This is a genomic window from Halothiobacillus sp. (genome assembly GCF_028710545.1).
GTDB lineage: Bacteria > Pseudomonadota > Gammaproteobacteria > Halothiobacillales > Halothiobacillaceae > Halothiobacillus.
This window is the reverse complement of the sequence record NZ_JAQTTX010000026.1, coordinates 1-21,015: the sequence shown is the minus strand read 5'-3', so window position 1 is coordinate 21,015 and position 21,015 is coordinate 1. Positions and strand designations below refer to the sequence as shown.

Annotated in this window: 24 protein-coding genes; 10 read left to right on the top strand and 14 right to left on the bottom strand. The window is 58.1% G+C overall.

Annotated features, from left to right (window positions below; all coding sequences use genetic code 11):
• Nucleotides 1–3: 3 nt before the first annotated feature.
• Together PHD44_RS06935 and hemC are read right to left on the bottom strand one after the other, a co-directional pair.
• Nucleotides 4–774 carry a uroporphyrinogen-III synthase gene (locus PHD44_RS06935; protein ID WP_300189622.1) on the bottom strand — a complete coding sequence of 257 codons (771 nt, stop codon included), beginning with the start codon at nt 772–774 and terminating at the stop codon, nt 4–6.
• Nucleotides 775–835: 61 nt separating this feature from the next.
• Nucleotides 836–1,795, bottom strand: a complete 960-nt coding sequence (gene hemC, locus PHD44_RS06930) for a hydroxymethylbilane synthase (RefSeq protein ID WP_300189620.1) — start codon at nt 1,793–1,795, stop codon at nt 836–838.
• A 275-nt stretch (nt 1,796–2,070) separates the two neighbouring features.
• On the opposite strand from hemC, the gene PHD44_RS06925 reads away from it, so the two are divergent.
• Entirely contained in the window at nt 2,071–2,661 is a 591-nt protein-coding gene (locus PHD44_RS06925; protein ID WP_300189617.1) for a thioredoxin family protein, read from the top strand.
• Here the strand turns inward: PHD44_RS06925 and PHD44_RS06920 are convergent.
• Genes PHD44_RS06920 through exbB form a run of 3 tightly spaced genes read right to left on the bottom strand, consistent with a single transcriptional unit; the run spans nt 2,646 to nt 4,361 of the window.
• Nucleotides 2,646–3,521, bottom strand: coding sequence for an energy transducer TonB (locus PHD44_RS06920; RefSeq protein ID WP_300189614.1), 876 nt, complete (start codon nt 3,519–3,521; stop codon nt 2,646–2,648). The genes PHD44_RS06925 and PHD44_RS06920 overlap by 16 nt on opposite strands.
• Nucleotides 3,518–3,913: a TonB system transport protein ExbD gene (exbD, locus tag PHD44_RS06915; protein WP_300189611.1), complete on the bottom strand. Its 396-nt coding sequence runs from the start codon at nt 3,911–3,913 to the stop codon at nt 3,518–3,520. The genes PHD44_RS06920 and exbD overlap by 4 nt, the downstream gene beginning before the upstream one ends.
• A gap of 7 nt (nt 3,914–3,920) precedes the next feature.
• Complete coding sequence (gene exbB / locus PHD44_RS06910) at nt 3,921–4,361, bottom strand: TonB-system energizer ExbB (protein ID WP_300189609.1); 441 nt, start codon at nt 4,359–4,361, stop codon at nt 3,921–3,923.
• Between the two features lie 227 nt (nt 4,362–4,588).
• Here exbB and PHD44_RS06905 point away from each other — a divergent pair, with 227 nt between their 5' ends.
• From PHD44_RS06905 to radC, 3 genes are read left to right on the top strand one after another with little or no spacing between them, the layout of a single operon-like run.
• Entirely contained in the window at nt 4,589–4,819 is a 231-nt protein-coding gene (locus PHD44_RS06905) for a hypothetical protein (RefSeq protein ID WP_300189607.1), read from the top strand.
• A 58-nt stretch (nt 4,820–4,877) separates the two neighbouring features.
• Complete coding sequence (locus tag PHD44_RS06900; protein ID WP_300189605.1) at nt 4,878–5,075, top strand: hypothetical protein; 198 nt, start codon at nt 4,878–4,880, stop codon at nt 5,073–5,075.
• Nucleotides 5,076–5,114: 39 nt separating this feature from the next.
• Nucleotides 5,115–5,786, top strand: coding sequence for a DNA repair protein RadC (gene radC / locus PHD44_RS06895; RefSeq protein WP_300189603.1), 672 nt, complete (start codon nt 5,115–5,117; stop codon nt 5,784–5,786).
• Nucleotides 5,787–5,793: 7 nt separating this feature from the next.
• Here radC and PHD44_RS06890 read toward each other — a convergent pair whose 3' ends face one another.
• Together PHD44_RS06890 and pdxH are read right to left on the bottom strand one after the other, a co-directional pair.
• Entirely contained in the window at nt 5,794–6,492 is a 699-nt protein-coding gene (locus PHD44_RS06890; protein ID WP_300189601.1) for a uracil-DNA glycosylase, read from the bottom strand.
• Nucleotides 6,489–7,157 (bottom strand): pyridoxamine 5'-phosphate oxidase, encoded by a 669-nt coding sequence (gene pdxH / locus PHD44_RS06885; protein ID WP_300189599.1) that lies wholly within the window; start codon nt 7,155–7,157, stop codon nt 6,489–6,491. Before pdxH ends, PHD44_RS06890 begins: the two co-directional genes overlap by 4 nt.
• 115 nt (nt 7,158–7,272) lie before the next feature.
• Here pdxH and PHD44_RS06880 point away from each other — a divergent pair, with 115 nt between their 5' ends.
• Nucleotides 7,273–7,908: an alpha/beta fold hydrolase gene (locus PHD44_RS06880; protein ID WP_300189597.1), complete on the top strand. Its 636-nt coding sequence runs from the start codon at nt 7,273–7,275 to the stop codon at nt 7,906–7,908.
• 47 nt (nt 7,909–7,955) lie between these two features.
• Here the strand turns inward: PHD44_RS06880 and PHD44_RS06875 are convergent, their stop codons facing one another.
• Nucleotides 7,956–8,213: a DUF4282 domain-containing protein gene (locus PHD44_RS06875; protein ID WP_300189594.1), complete on the bottom strand. Its 258-nt coding sequence runs from the start codon at nt 8,211–8,213 to the stop codon at nt 7,956–7,958.
• A gap of 108 nt (nt 8,214–8,321) precedes the next feature.
• Nucleotides 8,322–9,749: an argininosuccinate lyase gene (gene argH / locus PHD44_RS06870; RefSeq protein WP_300189592.1), complete on the bottom strand. Its 1,428-nt coding sequence runs from the start codon at nt 9,747–9,749 to the stop codon at nt 8,322–8,324.
• 130 nt (nt 9,750–9,879) lie between these two features.
• On the opposite strand from argH, the gene PHD44_RS06865 reads away from it, so the two are divergent.
• Both PHD44_RS06865 and PHD44_RS06860 read left to right on the top strand, forming a co-directional pair.
• Complete coding sequence (locus tag PHD44_RS06865) at nt 9,880–10,986, top strand: sensor histidine kinase (RefSeq protein ID WP_300189589.1); 1,107 nt, start codon at nt 9,880–9,882, stop codon at nt 10,984–10,986.
• Nucleotides 10,987–10,990: 4 nt separating this feature from the next.
• Nucleotides 10,991–11,695 (top strand): LytTR family DNA-binding domain-containing protein, encoded by a 705-nt coding sequence (locus PHD44_RS06860; protein ID WP_300189587.1) that lies wholly within the window; start codon nt 10,991–10,993, stop codon nt 11,693–11,695.
• Nucleotides 11,696–11,704: 9 nt separating this feature from the next.
• Here the strand turns inward: PHD44_RS06860 and PHD44_RS06855 are convergent, their stop codons facing one another.
• The 5 genes from PHD44_RS06855 to PHD44_RS06835 form a co-directional block, all read right to left on the bottom strand.
• A complete protein-coding gene (locus PHD44_RS06855) occupies nt 11,705–12,367 on the bottom strand; it encodes an RluA family pseudouridine synthase (protein WP_300189585.1) in 663 nt (220 codons plus the stop codon).
• Complete coding sequence (gene glnD / locus PHD44_RS06850) at nt 12,364–14,970, bottom strand: [protein-PII] uridylyltransferase (RefSeq protein ID WP_300189583.1); 2,607 nt, start codon at nt 14,968–14,970, stop codon at nt 12,364–12,366. The genes PHD44_RS06855 and glnD overlap by 4 nt, the downstream gene beginning before the upstream one ends.
• Nucleotides 14,967–15,749 (bottom strand): type I methionyl aminopeptidase, encoded by a 783-nt coding sequence (gene map, locus PHD44_RS06845; RefSeq protein ID WP_300189581.1) that lies wholly within the window; start codon nt 15,747–15,749, stop codon nt 14,967–14,969. The genes glnD and map overlap by 4 nt, the downstream gene beginning before the upstream one ends.
• A gap of 107 nt (nt 15,750–15,856) precedes the next feature.
• On the bottom strand, nt 15,857–16,375 hold the full coding sequence (locus tag PHD44_RS06840) for a peroxiredoxin (RefSeq protein WP_300189579.1): 519 nt from the start codon (nt 16,373–16,375) through the stop codon (nt 15,857–15,859).
• 63 nt (nt 16,376–16,438) lie between these two features.
• On the bottom strand, nt 16,439–18,181 hold the full coding sequence (locus PHD44_RS06835; protein WP_300189577.1) for a chloride channel protein: 1,743 nt from the start codon (nt 18,179–18,181) through the stop codon (nt 16,439–16,441).
• A gap of 195 nt (nt 18,182–18,376) precedes the next feature.
• Between PHD44_RS06835 and argC the strand changes: the two genes are divergently transcribed.
• From argC to PHD44_RS06820, 3 genes are all read left to right on the top strand, one after another.
• Nucleotides 18,377–19,411: an N-acetyl-gamma-glutamyl-phosphate reductase gene (argC, locus tag PHD44_RS06830; RefSeq protein ID WP_300189574.1), complete on the top strand. Its 1,035-nt coding sequence runs from the start codon at nt 18,377–18,379 to the stop codon at nt 19,409–19,411.
• Nucleotides 19,412–19,501: 90 nt separating this feature from the next.
• On the top strand, nt 19,502–19,867 hold the full coding sequence (gene erpA / locus PHD44_RS06825; protein ID WP_300189571.1) for an iron-sulfur cluster insertion protein ErpA: 366 nt from the start codon (nt 19,502–19,504) through the stop codon (nt 19,865–19,867).
• Nucleotides 19,868–19,876: 9 nt separating this feature from the next.
• Nucleotides 19,877–21,015 (top strand): citrate synthase (locus PHD44_RS06820; protein ID WP_300189569.1); only part of this gene is annotated, 1,139 nt, incomplete at its 3' end.

The following is a 21,015-nucleotide window of genomic DNA, read 5'->3' as shown; positions in this document are numbered from 1 at the left end:
GCGCTAATCCTGCTTGAAAACGGCGCAAGCGCGCGCCAAGGCCGCATCATCCGGGGCTTCGGCACGCACGATGGCTCCTGTAAAGCCCAGCGCACGTGCACGGGCTTCTGTTCGTGCGTTAATGACAACGAGATTGCAGTGTAACAGTCTGCGCCGTTCTTCGGCAGCTTCTACGGTGTCGGCCAACTGGCGCAGGCACCGGAGCGATTCGGGTGATGTGATCACCCAGGTCGTGGGGGGCGCCAATAATGCGTCAGGCGTTGGGGCGCAGCTTCGCTGATACACAGGAACGGGGATGACGGTAATGCCATTCTGTCTCAGGGTGTCTGCCAGCGTCTCGCGTCCGGTCTCGCCACGAAACAGCCAGACGGTATGCTCGCGCATGGCCTCGATGGGCAGATTGGCCAGCAGGCCTTCGGAATCCTGAGTGGTTGAGGGGTGGTGAACCCGAGGCGGGTCTGAAAATAGCGACTGGATGGCTGCGGTGGTCGTTTCGCCCACGGCGGCCCAGTGAATTGCCGGTAACGTGGTCAGGTCGTGTAGCTCGTGGGCGAAACGAACCGCGCGTGGGCTGACGAAGATGGCCCAGTCGCCCGTGGTAATTTGCGCAATGGCAGCGCGTGCTTTCTGTTGTTCGGGTATCGGCGCGAAGGTCAACAGTGGCCAGTTGATCAACCTCGCATCCGGCAACAGGGTCGATAAGGCCGTGGACAGTCCATCATTGGCACCATCGGGGCGGGTCAATCCGATGGTGCGTGGTGAGCCGACGTTCATCGTTTCTCCGTTGCGGGGTTCATGGCACTGATGGTTTGAAATGATGATGAGTCAGTTGGGATCAGGCCGGATCGGCATGAATACCGACTTCGGCCAGGATTTTATCCGCGCCCGCAGCCAGCATCCGCTCGGCCAGTGCTACGCCCAATGCTTCGCCTTCTGTGATGTTGCCTGTGATTTCATCACGCAGGGTGAGTGTGCCATCGGGGCGACCGACCATGCCGCGCAGCCACAGGCTGCCGTCGTCCTGCAACAGGGCATAACCGCCGATGGGTACCTGACAACCGCCGTTGAGCCGCGTATTGAACGCGCGTTCGGCGCGCACGCGAATGTCGGTTGGTGTGTGGATCAGCGGCGCAATCAGGGCGCGGACGGCAGCATCGTCCGATCGGGCTTCAATGCCCAGTGCGCCCTGGCCGACGGAGGGTAGGGATTCTTCCGGGCTCAGCTCGGTGCGGATGCGGGCATCGTAGCCCATGCGCTTTAAGCCTGCGGCGGCGAGAATGATCGCGTCGTATTCTCCACGGTCGAGTTTGGCCATGCGCGATTGAATATTACCGCGCAGCATTTTGATTTGCAGTTGCGGGTAGCGCGAGCGGATCTGCGTTTCCCGGCGCAGGCTGGAGGTGCCGACCACCGCACCGGCAGGGAGGGCCGAGAGCGATTCGTAATCGTTTGAAACGAAGGCATCGCGGGGATCGTGCCCCTCGAGGATGGCGATCAGGTTCAGCCCCTCGGGGAAGCGCATGGGCACGTCTTTCATGGAATGTACGGCAATATCCGCGCGGCCGTCCATGAGTGCCAGCTCCAGCTCTTTGACAAACAATCCCTTGCCACCGATCTTGGCGAGCGGGCTGTCGAGTAGCTGATCGCCTTTTGTGGTCATGCTCACCAGTTCGACTTTCAAGCCCGGATGCAATCGCCGCAATTCGCTGGCCACGAACTCGGTCTGCCACATCGCCAGCGGGCTTTCACGCGTGGCGATGCGAATCAGGTCAACGGAAGGGGCGGTAGGCGTCATCGGGCGTTCTCCAGTAAACAGTGGGCCATATGGTACCTAAGTAAATGCTGATTTATTCCATCCTTGGAATAAATCAGCTCGCTCATCGCGGTACACGCCCGCGATGGCGCTCACGAATCAAAGACGTACATCTTTGTTCGTGTTGGGGCATCCTGCCCCAAGCGGGAAGCACTGAATAAATCAGCGCTTCCCTAAGAACGGCTCTTGGTGAGATGTTCTGGCTTGCAAAGACTATAATCGCCGTACAAACAAAATGGTTTAAGCAGGAGTCAATGATGCGCCGAGGTTTTCTTGTTGTGCGACTGTTGGCCTTGGCGGTGTTGTGCGGCTTGTTCGCGCCGCAGGTCTTCGCTCAGGCGGAGGTGTCGGCCGCCATGGGAGAAACACCGCCGCCGGTGTCGATTGACCTGCCTTTTATGGAAAACCTGCGCGATGTTTCCCGTGATCTGGTGGGTATGAAGGAGCGCAAAATTCCGATGCTGCTGTTCATTCATGCCAGTTATTGCGGTTACTGTCAGTGGGTGGATGAAAACTTCATTCAGCCCATGGTGAATGATCCGGCCTATCAAGGGAAAATCATCGTGCGTCGAATTGAAATTGATGCGGATGGTTCCATTTTGGATCGTGATGGCAAAGAAGAAAGCAATCGGCATTTCGCGGACCGGATGGGGGTGCATCTGGTGCCTGTGGTCGCATTCTTCGGGCCGGATGGTAAGGAAATCGGTGATCCGATCAATGGCGTGACCGTGCAGGATTTCTATCCCTACTATTTTCAACAGGGAATAGAGCTGGCCGAAGCCTGCGCCAAAAACCCCGACCCTGCAAAGTGCACGCCCGGTAAAAAGAAGGATCAGCGCAGCTTGTAAATCAGGCTGATGTTCACATCCATCGACTGGATACCCAATGCGGGCGGTATGGGCTTGAACTGCCCGACGCGCTCAATGGCTTCGATCGCGCCCTGATTCAGTGCCGTGGCGGCGGAAGGTTCCACCAGGTGAATATTCGTGATGCGGCCATCGGCCAGCACAGTGAAGCCGACCCGGATCATGCCTTCCTGATTCAACCGTCGCGCCAGTGACGGGTAGAACTTTTCCCGTTCAATGGCTTCGGCCAGCGCCGATTGGTACTGCAATCTGATCTGGTCGCGCTCGTCGGGCGTCGGGCCGGCGGGCGTTGGCGACGCTTGCGTTTGCTTTGGAGCTACCTTTGTCTGTTTTTCGGATTGCTGAGCTGTTGACGGCGGCAAGCTGGGCGCACTGGCGGTCGGATGAGGTGCCGCAGGCGTCTTATGCACTTTTGGCGTGGGGGCCTTTGCTGTCTTTGGTGGCGCTGGCTGATGCGTCGGATTGGGCTTTGGCTTTGAAACGCTCTTCGGCACGTTTTTTTGCTCGGGCTTAGGTTCGGGCTTAGGTTCGGGCTTAGGTTCTGGTTTGAGTTCTGGCTTTTGGATTTGCTCTGCTTCGGGTTGGGCGACGGGCGGCGGGGTTAGCGGCTCATGCTCTTTTGGCTTAGTTTCTGGCTTGTTAATGGGTTTTTGCGCCGGCTCGGCGGGCTGTGGTCCTGGCTTTGGTGTGGCGGGCGCAAACGAGGCCAGCGATACGGGCACGATGGCTTCCTTGCTGGCATCGGGTTGCGGTGTCGGTTTGAGCCAAAAATACAGCCCAACGCCCACAAGCGCGGCGTGCAGCAGGGCCGAAATAACAAATCCCGTGCGCGATGGACTCATGCCGGCGGCGTTGCCTCAGAGGCAGAAGTCGTGCGGATGGTCAGCTGATCGAGCCCGCGGGTTTTCAGGGCGTCGATCACGGCGACAAACTGGCCGAACGCCGTTTTTTTATCGACACGGAACACGATGGCCTGATCTTTTTTCAGCGTGTCCAGCCGCGTGTTGAGCGCTTCGAGCGTGGTGGCCTGATCATCGACGAAAACGTCGCCAGCCGCATTCAGCGTAATGACGATGGCGGGCTTGCCGTCGGCCGGTGCGGCGGATTTGGCCTCGGGCAGGCTGACCTTGATCTGCCCTTGCGCAATGAAGGTGGCGGTCGTCAGCACGATCGCCAGCAGCACGAGCATGATGTCGATGAACGGGATGACATTGATTTGATCGAACCGGCGCATGCTCGCCTCACTGCCCCGTGCGCTGGCGCTGCATGCGCGTCCATTGCGCGGTCAGCACATCGATGCGGCGCAAAAAGCCGTTGTAGATCAGAATTGCCGGTATGGCGACCACCAGCCCGAGCGCGGTGGCCTTCAATGCCAGTGCCAATCCCAGCATGATCTGGTTGGCGGCGATTTGCCCGCTCATTCCAAGCTGGTGAAAGGTCAGCAAAATGCCGAGTACCGTGCCCAGAAGCCCGACATAGGGCGCATTGGCACCGATGGACGAGAGCGTGGTGAGGTTGTGGGTGAGCGCGATATTCAGCGATTCGGGATCGGTGAATTGTGTCAGGTCGACCCGGCGGTAGAACAGGTGTCGTTCGATGCCGAGCCAGACAAGAATCAGGCTCATCAACCCCAGCACACCAAAAATAATGACATCTAGGCCGTTTTGCAGAAAGTCGATCATGGTGGGTTCCGTGTTGCCGCGCCGCCATGCAGGCGGGTTGTTTCAGTTTAACAAATCACGGAGGAACCGGTGGTGTGTGATTTGAGGTGCCCGTCATTGGAAAGCGGCGGCAAAATGAACTAATGTTGAGTGGCCGACTCTAGTTTATGTTGCCTGAGCTGTGAAATGCCCTTCTGAGTGCATTGAGATCGGGCGGCTGTTTGAATGTTTTTTGGGAGAACTGGACTATGAAAACGCGTACCGCTGGGAAAACCCTGCTCGCTTCGACCGTATTGACCGCTGCCGCGCTGGCAGGCTCCGCATTTGCGGCGGATCAACCCCCTTTTGCCAGCCAAGCTGTGCAAAAATCCACCATGCAACTGGCTGAAATGGCTTGTGGCGGCGCGGGTTCTTGCGGTGGCAACATGAAGCAAGACAACAAGAAAGACGCAGACAAGGCTGACAGCAGCAAGAGCTAATGCTTGCTTTCTTCCGATTCAGGCGCGCCTAAACAGGCGCGTTTTTTTTGTCTGATTTATGAGAGTTCCGCGCAATATCGTCGAGCTACTCAACCAATGGCAGGAAGAAGCGGTACTGTTCGCGGCGCACGGAGTATCAGCGCTGCTTGAGTACGATCAAGGTCAGATCGTCATACAGAGGTTGGTGGCCGATGTGCGCACGCATGGCTCCAATGACAACCAGCAATGTGCCCTTGTGCGCTTGCCAGTGACCTGATTATGATTGGCCCCATACTGTGCGAATGGGAGGGAGCCCATGGCTATTACGGACTGGCCGGAAGATGAGCGACCGCGCGAACGATTGCTCAAGCAAGGCGCGGCGGCATTATCGGATGCCGAGTTGTTCGCCATCTTTTTGCGTACCGGCGTCGCTGGACGTTCTGCGGTGGATCTGGCGCGAGATTTACTGGCGCACTTTGGCGGTGTGCGCGGTCTATTGAATGCCTCGCGGCGTGATTTTACCGAAGCCAAGGGGTTGGGTGATGCCAAATTCACGCAGCTTCAGGCGGTATTGGAGCTGGCAAGGCGCCATTTCGCCGAAGAACTGGCAGAAGGTGCGGTGATCGACAGCCCGGAAGCCACGCGCCGGTTCTTGCAGGCGCAGCTGCGGGATGCAGCGCAGGAGGTGTTCGCGGTGTTGTTTCTTGACCAGCGTCATCGCGTGCTCGCCTTCGAGCGCCTGTTTTTCGGCACCATCAATCAGTCGGCGGTGCACCCGCGTGAAGTGGTCAAGGCGGTGCTGCGGCATAACGCCGCCGCCGTGATTCTGGCGCACAACCATCCCTCGGGCGTTGCCGAACCCAGCACGGCCGATCGGGAGATCACCCTCCGCTTGCGCGATGCGCTCAATCTGATCGACGTTCGTTTGCTCGATCATATGATCGTGGGTGACCGATGCACATCCATGGCGGAGCTGGGCATGATTTGATGGGCGTTCAGGTGCGCCAGTCGATCGGCGGCTCGCCTTGCGCTTCCAGAAAAGCATTGATTTTCGAGAACGGTCGCGAGCCGAAGAAACCGCGATAGGCGGAGAGCGGCGAGGGGTGCGGGCTCTGGATGATCAGATGTCGCTGATCCCGGTTGTGTGGTTCGATCAACGCCCGCTTTTTCTGTGCGAATGCTCCCCACAAGACAAACACGACCGGTTTCTCCCGCGTGGCCAGCGCTTCGATGGCGGCATCGGTCAACACCTCCCAGCCCTGATTCTGGTGCGCGGCCGATTGTCCGGCCGGTACGGTGAGCACGGCATTGAGCAGCAAGACGCCCTGTTCGGCCCAGGGTGTGAGACCGCCGCGTGTGTTCTCGATGCCGAGATCGTCACGCAATTCCTGAAAAATATTGATCAGCGACTTGGGTAGTGGCCTGACGGTGGGGCGTACCGAGAAACTCAGGCCGTGGGCGTGACCGGGCGTGGGGTAGGGGTCTTGCCCCAAAATCACCACGCGAACATCATCGAATGGTGTGGCGGCAAAGGCGTTGAGCCAATCGGCCTTGTCGGGCAGCAGGTGTTTGCCGCTACGCAATTCCGTGCGCAGAAAATTCCGGAGCCGATCGATGGGCTCGGAACTCAATACGGCCGATAGTTGGGCTTGCCAGCCCGGTTCCATCGCTGTGTTCTGTGGCGAATCGGTCATGGCATCAGGCGTTGAATCTGCCAGCCGTCGCTCGTGGGGGTGTAGACAAAACGATCATGCAAACGCGAGCGCCGACCTTGCCAGAATTCCCATTCATCCGGCAGGAGCCGATAGCCGCCCCAGGCCGGGTTGCGCCGTACATCCCCTGCGGGATAACGGGCTTCGATGTCACGGAAGCGCGCTTCCAGCGCTGCGCGTGATTCGATCGGCTGGCTTTGCTGCGAGGCTGCCGCGGCAATTCGCGATTTGATGGGCCGCTGATTGAAATAGGCTTCATTATCCGCATCCGGCAGGCGTTCGATCCGGCCGGTCACGCGCACTTGTCGATCCGTTTCCGGCCAGTAGAAGGTGAGTGCCGCGAACGGATTTTCGGCCAGTTCCTGCCCCTTGCGGCTGCGGCTGTCGGTGTAAAAGCACAGGCCGCGCCCATCCAGATGCTTGAGCAGAACGTATCGCGCCGAGGGGTGTCCTTCCTTAGTGGCCGTAGACAGGCACATGGCGGTGGCATCGAAATTGCCCGCCGCTTCTGCAGCCTTGAGCCATTCTTGCAGCTGCAGTGCCGGATCCTCACGCAAGTCCTTGCGGTGCAATTCGCCGAATACGAAGTCCCGTCGGGTGGAACGGTGGTCGAATTCACCAACATTCGTTTTATCTGGGTCGCTCATAACGTCTTCCTCGTGATTTTTCGGGCATGTTTCATAAGCATGAGTGTATCAGGACGCGCGCATGGATGATTTTGAGCTATGCTCGTTCGCCCTGTTTTTCTGGAGATGACTCACGGTGACCAATCGAGCTGTACATATCATTCTTTTGCATGGACTGGGTGCCAATGGCGCCGATCTTGCGCCGATTGGACGGATACTGGCCGAATCTGTCGGGTGGTCAAATGGTGAGTTTGTTATTCACGCCCCCGATGCGCCCGTCGCGCCCGTGACGATCAACAATGGCTATCTTATGCCGAGCTGGTTTGATATTTATGGCCTCGATCGTGATGCGCCGGTGGATATGCCGGGTGTTGAGGCTTCGGTTGAGCGGATTGTGGCCCTGATCGAGTCGCAAGTGGGCGACGATCCCTACGTGCTGGCGGGTTTCTCTCAGGGCGGGGTGATTGCTTTTCGTGCAGCATGTGCCGCTAAGCGTACGCCGATGGCCGTTCTGCTGCTTTCCACCTGGCTACCGGCGGCGGATCAATTCGTGTTGCCACAAGACCGCAAAGCGATGCCGATCTTTATCGGCCATGGAGAGCAGGATGATGTCGTGCCCGTTGCTTCGGCCGCACGGATGGGGCAAGTGTTGAACGCAGCGGGCGCCACGTGCGTTGAAACACATTTCTACATAATGGCGCATCAGATCTGCCCCGAGGAAATGCAGGATATGGGGCAGTTTCTGGCGGATGTGATCCGGCCGCCAAAATAAAAGCCCGCTCAAAGAACGGGCTTCGGGACTCGGTTTGATGCGGAGAATCAGTCCTTGTCGGCCAGTTTTTGCATGTTCTCGTTGATTTTGAACAGCACGATCAAAAGTTCACTCCAGATCCGCACGCCGATGGCGCCAAAGATGATCATGAAGATGCCCTTGAAGAACGAGCCGAACGAGAATCCACCGTAGCTGGTAAACATGGAGCCGAGGCCGCCGATCACAACCGCGAGCAGTAACAGCCAATAGATCACCGTGATGATTTTCGGGGTGATCATGTCATCGAAGAAAAACAGGTTTTTCATAGCTAAGTCCTTTTGTTATTAATTCGCGAACAAGCGGCGAAAGCGCACCGCCACGAGAAGATTACAACAAAAAGCAACGCATTAGATGACGGTTTGATGGCGGGCTTTTTACGAACGTTCCAGTGCCTTTTTTGCAGCGGCCGCCTGCAATCGCACCTGATTCGGTGCGGTGCCGCCGGTGAGGTCGCGCGCGGCCATGCTGCCCTCCAGGGTCAGCACCGCAAACACATCTTGCTGGATTTTCGGCGAGAAGGCCTGCAATTGCGCCAAGGGCAATTCAGATAGATCGCAACCGGCGTTCTGGGCATAGCGTACGGCCTTGCCGACGATTTCATGCGCATCGCGGAACGCAACACCTTGACGCACGAGGTAATCAGCCAGATCGGTCGCGGTGGAGAACCCCTGCTTGGCGGCGATGCGCATCCGCTCGCGATTCGGTTCGATGGCCGGAATCATGTCGGCGAAGGCACGCAGGCTGCCCATCAGTGTGTCCACCGCGTCGAACAGCGGTTCCTTGTCTTCTTGATTATCCTTGTTATAGGCCAGCGGCTGGCCTTTCATCAGGGTAAGCAGCGCGAACAGGTCGCCATAAACGCGCCCCGTCTTGCCGCGCACCAGCTCGGGCACATCCGGGTTTTTCTTCTGCGGCATGATCGAGCTGCCGGTGCAGAAACGATCCGGCAGGTCAATGAAGGCGAACTGGGCGGAGGTCCAGAGAATCAGCTCTTCGCTCATGCGCGACAGGTGCATCATGGTCACCGAAGCCGCGGCCAAGAATTCGATGACGAAATCGCGGTCGGAAACGGCATCCAAAGAATTGCGGCTGACGCCGTCGAAGCCCAGCAGTTCGGCCACATAGGCGCGATCGAGCGGGTAGGATGTGCCCGCCAGCGCGGCCGATCCCAAGGGCAGGATGTTCACGCGGCGGCGAACATCGGCCAGCCGCTCGGCGTCACGGGTCAGCATCTCAAACCAGGCGAGCAGGTGATGGCCAAAGCTGATCGGCTGGGCGACCTGCAAATGGGTGAAGCCGGGCATCACGGTATCGGCTTCGCGCTCGGCCAGATCGACCAGACCCGAACGCAGTCGAGTCAGTTCCTGCCCGATGCGATCGATGGCACCACGCAGGTACAGTCGCACGTCGGTTGCGACCTGATCGTTGCGTGAGCGGCCGGTGTGCAGTTTCTTGCCGACATCGCCGATGCGGTCGATCAGACGCGCCTCGATGTTCATGTGCACGTCTTCATAGGCCACAACCCAGGCAAAATCGCCGCGCTCGATGTCGAGCAGGATGCCGTTCAGCCCGTCGATGATCTTGTCGCATTCTGCGGCGGTGAGGACGCCGACCTTGGCTAGCATTTTTGCATGCGCGATGGAACCGGCAATGTCTTCGCGGAACAGACGCTGGTCAAAACCAACGGAAGCGGTGAAGGCTTCCACAAAGGCGTCGGTGGGTTCGTCGAATCGCCCGCCCCAGAGTTTGGTCGTCGGCAGTTCGGTTAGGCTTTGGGCGGTCTGTTCATCGGGGCGGATCATGAAGGTCACTCGTTAAAATATCTCGCAGGGTGGCGTAGTATATCGCAAGCCTCGCGCGACCTCCCTTTGATGATCTAACCCGAGGGTTGGTGAGATGGATGGGCAGGGTAAATACAGACAGGGAGCGTTTATGAGCGCAAACAAACCAGATCAGCCTAAGCCAAAGCCGTATCAGTCCCAGGGCGATCAATCCCTGCCGCAACCGCCCATCATGGCGTTGCCGGCGTTTTGCACGCCGCGCATTCTGCTGATTACGCTGTTGCTTGGATTCGGGTTGGCGCTGTTGCTGGCCATTGCCCCCGGCGTTGCGGAAGACCGCTGGATTCGTCTGGGCACAACTTCATGGTTCGTCGCTTGGGTGACGCTGATTACGGTCGGCGTGTTGTGCGCGCTGCAAAAGCCCCTCTGTCGCCTGCCACGGCATTGGTTGTTAGTGGTGGTGATGTCCATTCTGCTTATCGTCACGTCGATCATCAGCATTCTGGCCTATCAGTCGCTGACCCGATTGGGATGGAATCCATTCGAAAGCCAGTTCGCTTTTTTATTGCACAATCAGGCGATTGCCTCGGTGGTCGGTGGTATGGGGATCTGGATTTTTTCCCTGCATTGGGCCAAAACCCGGCGGGTGACGGCGCAGACCAAGGCGGAGCTGGATGCACTTCATGCCCGCATTCGTCCGCATTTTTTGTTCAACAGTTTGAACACCGTGGCCGCTCTGATCGATACCGATCCCAAGGCAGCCGAAGCGGCGGTTCTGGATCTGGCCTCGATCTTTCGCGCTGCCCTGCACGCGGGCGATACGGCCAGTCTGGAGGATGAACTGGCTCTGACCCGTCGCTATCTGGCATTGGAACGCTGGCGCCTCGGGCCACGTCTGGTCGTCGAATGGGTATTGCCCAAAGATCCGTTGCCGGCGATCACGTTGCCGATTCTGACCATCCAGCCCTTGGTGGAAAATGCCGTGCGCTACGCGGTAGAACGCAGTTTTGAACCGTGCACCATTCGCATCGAGTGTCTGGTGGGTGACCAGGCCATCAGTCTGTTGATCGATAATCCGGTCATCATGGATACACAGCCGCCAGCCCGGGACGGCAACGGAATTTCCCTGCAGAATATCCGTGATCGGCTGGCGTTGATGTTTGGTGACCGCGCGAGCCTGCGCACCGGGGTGATTGACGCGCATTTTCGCGTCAAACTGGTGCTGCCACGCCCGAAAGCTGATGAGATGCAAGGATGAATTCATGCGTGTATTAATTGTCGATGACGAACCGCTGGCCCGTGCGCGCCTGCGGCGGTTGTTGGCCGAACACCCGGATGTTCTGGTGGTCGGCGAGGCCGATCATGTGGCAAAGGCCGAGGCTGCACTCGCGTCCGAGCCGGAATTGGTGTTTCTTGATATCGAAATGCCTGGCGAGTCGGGGTTGAGTTGGGCGAAGCGGTTACGCCAGTTGGCCGTGCCGCCTGCGATCATTTTCACTACGGCCCATCCCGGGCATGCGCTGGAGGCGTTTGCGAGCAGTCCGATCGATTACCTCGTTAAACCCATCGAGCCTGAGCGCCTCACCCAAGCCCTTGCGCGTGCCGCACAACCCACCCGCGCCCAGCAAAGCCACGAGCCGCGCCTGAATATCCAGATCGGACGTCAGCAGCGCGTGGTATCCGCCTCCGATATCATCGCCGCATTGAGCGAGGACAAGTACACCCGCCTGATCACGGTTGAAGGCGATCTGCTTCTGGAGCAGAGTCTCAAGGAACTGGAGGGGCTGTTCGGCGATTATTTGCTTCGTTTGCATCGACACAGTCTGATCAATCGCGCCCGTTTGCGGGCAATCACCCGCAATGCGTCCGGCCAGCATCTGGCGGAGGTGGTGGGGGTGCCCGAGCCGCTGGAAATCAGTCGCCGGGCAATGCCCGCCGTGCGCGAAGCGCTGGGAAGTGTCGATTGAAAGAGTGCACTAAAAGGGGGCTGGATCGCTGAATGTCTGCATGATTCCGCTTGCGGGGTCAGGAAAAGACAACGATTCGGCATGGAGCATCAGCCGGCCATGGTTTTGTGCCTGAGGGTGGTAGAGTGTATCGCCCTGTATCGGGTGGCCGATGGACAGCAGATGCACCCGAAGCTGGTGCGAGCGGCCGGTAATGGGTTCCAGTTCCAGGCGAGCGTAATCTGCAGTTTCGTCCTGCACGACATAACGCGTTTGGGATGGTCGGCCCTGTTCTTCGTCGATCCGGTAGCGGGGGCGGTGTTCCCTGTCCGGGCCGATCGGCCGGTCGATCAAACCTTGCGGTGGCACGGGCGCGCGATCGACATGGGCGATGTAGCGCTTTTGTGTGAGCCGATCCTGAAACGCGATGGAAAGTGCGCGGTGCGCTCGCGCGTGCCTAGCCAGCACCATCACGCCCGATGTATCCCAGTCCAGTCGATGCACGATCCGCGCTTCGGGAAATTCCTGATTGACGCGGGTGATCAGGCTGTCGGTTTTGTGCGCTTCCTTGCCGGGTTGGGTGAGCATGCGCGTGGGCTTGGCGATGATCAGAAAATCCGCCGTTTCGGCCAGCAGGCGCCAAGGCTCGATGGTGTCGGTTACGCCCGCGAGATGCCTTGTGTTTGAACTCATGAGCGGCTGTGAATGGCTGCACGTAGCGCCGCTTCAATTTCTGCGCAGCGTTTGGGCGAATCCACGGCACGACCCTGTCTTTCAACCACATAGAATGCATCCTCAACGCGTTCACCCAGTGTGCTGACGCGTGCGTGATTGAGGCTGATGTCCAGATCTGCGAATGCGGCGGTGATGTCGGCCAACAGGCCGGGACGATCCTTGGTGATGATCTGGATTTCGGTGCGTCCTCGACGGTGGTCACTCAAAAACTGAATTTGTGTCGCCACATCGATACTGGCGAGTTGAGGCGGGCTGCGCCGGTGAATGCGGGTGCGCGCTGCATCCGGACTTTGCAACCGGTCGTGCAGGCGCGTGCGCAACATTTCGAGCGACCAGTGATCCAATCGTGCACCATCATGCTGGTCGAGAATGAAGAATTCGAACAACGCCCGGTTCTGTGGATGCGCCGCGGTAGGCGTGATCACGGTCATGTTGGCTGATTGGACGTTCAATCCGCTGCGGTCGAGTTCGGCCACAATGCGGGCGAACTGGCCATGACAGTGTTCGGTTAATACCAGAATCTGGATGGCATCCTGATCGGGCGCGTTGCTGATCCACAGAACGGGCAGGCCGTCTTCACCCAACGCCAGGCGCGCATGTTGCAGCACGGAGTCTATCTCGGTTCGCAGGAAGTAATCATCCGGCAGGCCCCGGAACCAGTCGTTGAGGTCTTCGGCGGGGATGTGCGCGGCGATGCCTTCGCGATGGGCTTGTGCGCGGGTGGCATCGACGATCTCGCGCGCACTCTGCTCGCCCTTGTTAAACCAGTTTTCGGTCAACTGGTGCAGGCGCTTGAGCAGGGCATCACGCCAGGAATTCCACAGGTTGGGGTTGGTGGCGCAGATGTCGGCCACTGTGAGAAGGTATATGTCATCGAGTCGGGCAGGGCTGCCGACACTGCGCGCGAATTCCTCCACCACGGTGGGATCTTCGATGTCGCGACGCTGCGCGGTGAACGACATCATCAAATGGTTTTCGACCAGCCAGACCAGACGTTCGGTCTCAGCGCCTGGCAAGCCATGTGCCCTGGCAAATTGCCGCGCATCGACAGCGCCCAATTCTGCGTGGTCACCGCCACGACCTTTGGCGATATCGTGGAACAATCCGGCAAGATAGAGCACCTCCGGGCGTTGGACGCGACGAATGATCTGGCTGGCCATCGGGTGTTCGTCTGCAAATTGAGGCTGGGAAAAGCGCCGCAGATTGCGGATGACCAGAAGGGTGTGGGCATCGACCGTATAGGCGTGGAACAGATCGAACTGCATCAGGCCGACGATCTGACTGAAGGCCGGAATATAGGCCGCCAGAACGCCGTTGAGGTTCATAGCCTTGAGTGCCCGGTAGACGCCGGTCTTGTTCTGCCAGATGGCCATGAACAATTGTTGCGCCTGAGGGTTTTTGCGAAAGCCCTCGTCGATGACGCTGAGGTTGGCCCGGAGCTGCCGTGCCGTGGCGGCGCTGGGGCCCAGCAGTTCGGTGTGCTGCGCCAGAAGCAGGAACATTTCGAGGATGGCCGTCGGCGAGCGCATGAATACCTGCGCATCGACAGTTTCCAGTAAATGTCCCCGGATGCGGAATCGGGCGTTGATCGGGACGATGCGGTTATCCGGATACGGGTCGAGCGCTTCGCGGAAGTTTTGCAGGATCAACTGATTGAGGCGCTCGATTTCAATGGTGGTACGGAAGTACCGCTGCATGAAGCGTTCCACGGCAAGGTTGCCGTCCTGCTCGCCCTCATAGCCGAACTGTGCCGCCAAGGTTTTCTGATGCAGCAGCAGAAGGCGCTCTTCGGCGCGTCCTGCCAGGGCGTGCAGACCGATGCGGACTTGGCTGAGAAACGATTCAGCCTCCGTGAGTGTCTGCCATTCCCGATCCCCCAGCAGGCCATGCTCGTGCATGGCATCGAGCGTACCTGCCCCCGCTACCCGATTGCCGATCCAGCGAATTGTGTGCAGATCACGCAGGCCGCCGGGACTTTCCTTGATATTGGGTTCGATTTTGGCGCCCGTTTCATCGAATGTGCGGTAACGCATGGCCTGCTCGGCCGTCTTGGCCTGGAAGAAGGACCAGTCCTGAAAGACCCGATCTGAACGAACCAATTGGCCCAGTTGCTCGAACAAAGCAGCATTGCCGGTAATCAGGCGGGCATCGAGCAGGTTGGTATAAACCGTCACGTCGTCGCGTCCGGCGATCAGGCATTCTTCGACCGTGCGCACCGCATGGCCGATCACAAGGCCTGCATCCCACAAATGGCGCAGAAAGTCCTGAATGGCTGTCTCGGGTTGATGGGTTTCGAGCAGGATCAAAAGGTCGATGTCCGAATGCGGGAATTGTTCGCCGCGACCGTAACCACCTACTGCGACCAGAGCAGCTGCGCCTGACGCGAGTTCCTCAGGCCAGTAGCTTTTGAGCAGTTCGTCGATTAAACGGGTATGCGTTTTTAGAAACACCCGTGCACCATCGGCCGCACGCAGCGCTTCCGGCCACGTTGCCAGATGCTGGGCTATGCGGGCGCCGAGATCGGCGTGCTCCCCCGAAGGCGCGGCCAGAGATGGTCTCATGCGGGCGATATCATGCTGGCGGGACGGGAATCGCCACTCAAGATGTCGAAGCCGTCTTCGGTCACCGCTATCGTGTGTTCCCATTGGGCCGAGAGGGAGTGATCCTTCGTCACCACGGTCCAGCCGTCGTTTAACAGTTTGATGTCGCGCTTGCCCGCATTGATCATCGGTTCAATGGTGAACACCATGCCGGGCTCGAGGCGAATACCCTCACCCCGTTTGCCGTAGTGCAGGACTTGAGGATCTTCGTGGAAACTTTGCCCGAGGCCATGGCCGCAATATTCGCGAACGACGGAAAAACCACTGGATTCGGCCACTTTCTGAATGGCCGCGCCGATATCGCCCAACGTCGCGCCCGGCCGCACTTCCTCGATGCCGCGCATCATGGCGTCATAAGTCACGTCGATCAGTCGTTGCGCCCGGATGGAAGGCGTGCCGACGGTGTACATGGCCGATGTATCGCCAAACCACCCATCCTTGATGACGGTGACGTCGATATTCATGATGTCGCCGTTTTCCAGTTTTCGGGGGCCGGGAATGCCATGACACACCTGGTGATTGAGCGAGGTGCACAGCGATTTGGGGAAACCGTGATAACCCAATGTGGCCGGTACGCCGCCCTGCACTTCGGTGATGTGCTTGTGTGCCACCGAGTTCAGCTCATCGGTCGTAGCGCCCGCGAGGACCAGTGGCCGAAGCAGATTCAGGACTTCGGTTGCCAGCAGGCTGGCGTGGCGGATTTTTTCGATTTGTTCCGGCGTTTTAATGATGATACTCATGGTTTTGGCTGCTGGCCTTATTAAGAATAGAAAGCCGAGTGTACCAAATCCGCGCACGCCAATCCCGCGCTGGCCGGTAGCCATGCGGACTTGACTGTGCATGATTTTTAGCTTGAGGTTAGCGAGGTCAGTAGTTGATCGACACGCGCGGTATCGAATGGCCCGATCTTCTGGTAGCGAATATTGCCCTTGGCATCCAGCACGAAGAACGTGGGCGTCAGGCGCACCGGCCCGAACGCAGCAGCGGCAGCACCGGTTTTGTCCTGCAACACGGTATAGGGGATTTTCTTTTCCGACACCATGGCTTTGAGCTGGTCGAGTGCGTCATAAGACATCGCCATGCCGACTACATTTACGCCTTTGGCCGAGAACTTGTCGTACAGCGCGATCATGTGCGGGATTTCTTCCACACAGCCGGGGCAGGTCGTCGCCCAGAAGGTGATGGCGGTTGGCTTGCCCAGCAGTTTGGATAGATCGACAGGCTGGCCGTTGAGGTCTTGCACGGTCAGCCCGCTCAGGTTGACGGGGGTTTCGGTCGAGCAACCGGTCAGGGCAGTGATGAGCCCAAGCGCGGCACCGCCAATCAGCAGGCGGCGTTGGGCGGAAAAATCGGGTTCTGCATTCATGGTTTTACCTTGATATCTACTTGGCTGGAGTGTTATGCCGGGGTGTTGTTATGTTGTGGTCGGTTATGCCTGATCTTCAAGCAAACTTCGGGTCAGCACGCCAAAAGTCCGCTTGAATGGCGGTATGGTGGTGCGCTGACCGATCAGGACATCGACCTTATTTATGTGCATGAGTTCACGGGCTTCGATCAGGGTCAGGCCGATATCGACTGCCTTGGCCGGGAACATGGTCAGCTCGGTGGTCAGGTCAACGATCCGTTCGGCGGGTTCCTGCTTGTCAGAGCGCATGTCCGCTTCCGGTATTTCCGGCAACTTTCCGTCTGCCGATGCAATTTCTTCTGGCGGGTTATGGGTAATCAGCGTGGACAAAAAGCGATCCAGCTCATAGCCCGAAATCACCCCGATGGGCTGGCGGCTATCATCCCGAACCACCAGCCACTCCGGGGTGGCGGCCTTCAATTTCTTAAGCTCACTGACGGAGCACTGCGCCGGTGCTTCGGTAAAGTTGCGGTTGATGATGCTGCTGATCGCAATATCGTTTGCATTGTGCCAGAGCGAGAGTAGTCGCAGTTGTTGGCTGTTGGCGAAGAGCACGGCATCGTAAATGCCATCTTTGCCAAAGAGCGTCCGGCTGGTGAGGCTGGCGATAATGATCGTGAGCATCGCCGGCATGATCGCACCCGTATCCCCCGTGAGTTCAATCACAGCGGTTAGCGCCGCCAGCGGCGCTTGCAGGGTTGCGCCCATCATGGCCCCCATGCCCAGCACGGTGTAATAGGCCACATCACTGACAGGTATCTGCGTGAAGTGCAACAACACGGTACCAAATGCACTACCGGTGAACCCACCTATAACGAGGGTTGGGCCGATTGAGCCTAGAGGCAATCCAAAACCATGAGTCAGGGCACTGAGTAGCAGCTTGGCGACAATCAGGAACAGCAGCAAAAGCAGGGTGAATTTAGCCCCGGCGGCCAAACCGACCGAGTCATAACTGATACTCATCACTTGGGGGAGGTACATCCCCACAAGCCCGGTAATGACACCAATCAGACCAAATCGAAGCCACAGCGGCCATTTCCAGGTTCGGTGAATCGATACCTCGGTGATGTGGATATAAGTAGCGGCGAAGGCACCGATGACCAGCCCGAGCAAAACCAGAACCGGAACTTCCCACAGAGCAAGTGAATGGTACAGTTGGATGTTAAAGGCGGGATTGTCGCCAAAAAACAGGGTGGAAAAAAGTGCGCCCGCCGATGCGGCTAAAATGACGGGAATAAACGTGGCTAGCGTGTACTGCCGCACAATTAACTCGAGTACGAGAATGACCGCCGCCAGCGGGGTATTGAACGATGCGGCGATGGCTGCCGCCGCCCCGCATCCGACCAGGGTGCGCGCGCTGTTGTGCGGTAAATCAAGATAGTGGCTAAGCAAGCTCCCGGCCGTTGCGCCCAAGTGCACGCCGGGTCCTTCTCGACCATTTGACAAGCCCACCAGAAGCCCCCACACGGCGCTGAAGAATTGCACGATGGCGTTCGGCCAGGGTAAATCGGCCTGAGCGCGGTGAAATCGCACGATCACAAAGCCCACCCCGACGGCACGCGCGGCTTGGGGGATAAACATGAATACAATCCCAAGGATAATCCCGCCCAATGCAGGCAACCAGAATCGCCACTCGATGGGCAAGGCGGAATAGTTATCTGGACTGGGCAGGCCCAGAAAATAAATCTGCAGTGATTCCAGCGTCAGGCGAAAGAGCGTAACCAATGCAGAAGCGATTAGACCGGCAAACAAGCCCAGAATAGCCATAGGGGCCAGAGAGTCCGGGCTGGCCAGCCTAAGCCTGAGTGGATCTAAAATGACGCGGATTTTGTTGCGCACGGAATTTTTTGTGTACCCGATAGATTCGTGAAGCTTTGTTATGATGCGTTAGTCCTGAATTAATTGCTATTTATAGGGGCTATTTTTAGGGGCCATTTTTGGGGCATTTCTGGGGAGTAAAACATGAAAAAAATCGGCATTGTCGGAGGAACGGGCTACACCGGCGTCGAGTTGATGCGGTTGCTGGCACGGCATGGCGGGGTGGAAATTACGGCCATAACCTCCCGTGGCGATGCGGGAACACGCGTGGATGCGATGTATCCGAATCTGCGCGGTGCGATTGATTTATGTTTTACCACCCCGGATGAGGCGAACCTTGCCGATTGCGATCTCGTTTTTTTCGCCACGCCGAATGGGATCGCCATGCAGCAGGCGCCCGAACTGCTGGCTCAGGGCATCAAGGTGATCGATCTTGCGGCGGACTATCGGATCAAGGATCTGGAGGTCTGGTCCAAGTGGTATGGCATGACCCACGCCTCGCCGGAATGGGTCGAGCGTGCGGTGTACGGTTTGCCGGAACTGTATCGTGATGAAATCCGTGATGCTGATCTTGTGGCGAATCCCGGTTGCCACGTTACAGCGGCCACACTCGGGCTTTTGCCGTTGATGGGGCAGGATTGGGTCGATCACACTCGATTGATCGCAGATTCCAAATCGGGCAGTAGCGGCGCCGGACGCAAGGCCGAAGTACCCATGTTGATGGCCGAAGCGGGTGAAAGCTTCAAGGCATACGCTGCCAATGGTCACCGCCATCAGCCGGAAATCGTGCAGACGCTCACCGCGGTTGCCGAGCGCCCCATCGGGCTGACTTTTGTGCCGCATTTGGTGCCAATGGTGCGCGGTATCGAGGTTAGCCTGTATATTCCGCTTGTCGAAGAACCGACTGTTTCAGTACAGCGATTGTATGAAACCTATTACGATGCCGAGCCGTTTGTGGATGTCATGCCGCCGGGCAGCCACCCCGAAACCCGCAGCGTGCGTGGCAATAACCTGTGCCGGATGGCGATTTTCCGGCCTCAGGCTGGCTCAACATTGGTCATCAGTTCGGTGATCGATAATTTGGTCAAGGGCGCGGCGGGCCAGGCTGTGCAGAATATGAACCTGATGCTGGGCTTTCCCGAGCAGCAAGGACTTGATCTGGTTGCCCTGTCCCCGTGAAAAACACAACAAAAGTTGAGCAGGTTCCCGGCTTTTGAGCCATGATTGAACCCATGTTTCGGTTTAAACCGGCCAGAATTCTGGAGTGTAATGATGAATACAGAAGTTGTTGATAGTGCAGTGGGCGAAGCGCCACTGATCTTTACCGAAAATGCCGCCAATAAAGTGCGCAGTCTGATCGAGGAAGAGGGTAATCCCGATCTGAAGCTGCGCGTCTTCATAACCGGCGGTGGATGTTCCGGATTCCAGTACGGTTTCATGTTCGAAGAATCCGCGCAGGAAGACGACGCACAGGTGGAACGCGGCGGCGTGACCTTGCTCGTCGATCCCATGAGCATTCAGTATCTTGAAGGCGCCGAGATTGACTATAAAGAAGACATAACAGGAGCTCAGTTTGTGATCCGCAACCCGATGGCAGCGACCACCTGCGGTTGTGGTTCATCCTTCTCGATCTAGAGGCTCGACATGGATAAAGTGCAAAACGGGTATGTGCCCGGTCTCAAGGGTGTGCCCGCGACGGAGTCCGCCATTTCCTATCTGGATGGGCAGGTTGGTCTGCTGACCTACCGTGGTTATCCGATCGTTGAATTGGCGCGCCACAGCACGTTTGAAGAAACGGCCTGGGTTTTGATCAATGGCGAATTGCCGCAAGCCGATCATTTGGCGCGTTTCGATGCCGATCTGCGTGCCAACCGCCGCGTCAAATACAACGTGCGTGACATCATGAAGTTTCTGCCGATCGATGGTCACCCGATGGAGGCGCTGCAAACTTGCGTTGCCAGTCTGGGGATGTTCTATCCCGGACAGGAACGGATGACAGCCAACGGTATCAGTGCCGACAGCGAATTCGTCGAGCAGATGATCGTCAAGATCCTCGCCAGCATGGCGACGCTGGTGGCGATGTGGGAGCACATCCGTCGCGGAGATGACCCCGTCCAGCCGCGGACGGATCTGACCTACGCCGAAAATTTCCTGTACATGATGAATGAGCGTGAGCCGGACCCGGTCGAGGCGCGCATCATGGACGCCTGCCTCGTGCTGCATGCCGAGCACACCATCAACGCTTCAACCTTCTCGGCGCTGGTTTGCGGTTCCACCCTCGCCCCGCCCAATCTCGTGGTCGCATCGGCCATCGGCACCCTAGCAGGCCCATTACATGGCGGTGCCAACCAGCGCGTGCTCAACATGCTGGACGAAATCGGTTCGGTCGAAAAGGTATCCGACTGGCTGGATCAGCGCTTGACGAACAAGCAGGTCGTTTGGGGCTTCGGTCACCGGGAGTACAAGGTCAAAGACCCGCGCGCGGATATTCTTCAGGGGCTGCTCGAACAATTGCGCGAGCACCGCAGTGGCCAGATTTCGCCACTGTATGAAATCGCAATGGAGTTGGAACGTTGCGCCGAGGAGCGTCTGGCGCCCAAAGGGATTTTCCCGAACGTGGATTTCTACTCGGGTCTGCTTTATGAAGCCCTCGGTATCCCGCGTGATCAGTTCACGCCCATTTTCGCCATTTCCCGGACTGCCGGTTGGCTGGCGCACTGGAAAGAGCAGATCGCCAATAACCGGATTTTCAGGCCGACGCAGGTGTATACCGGCTACGATCC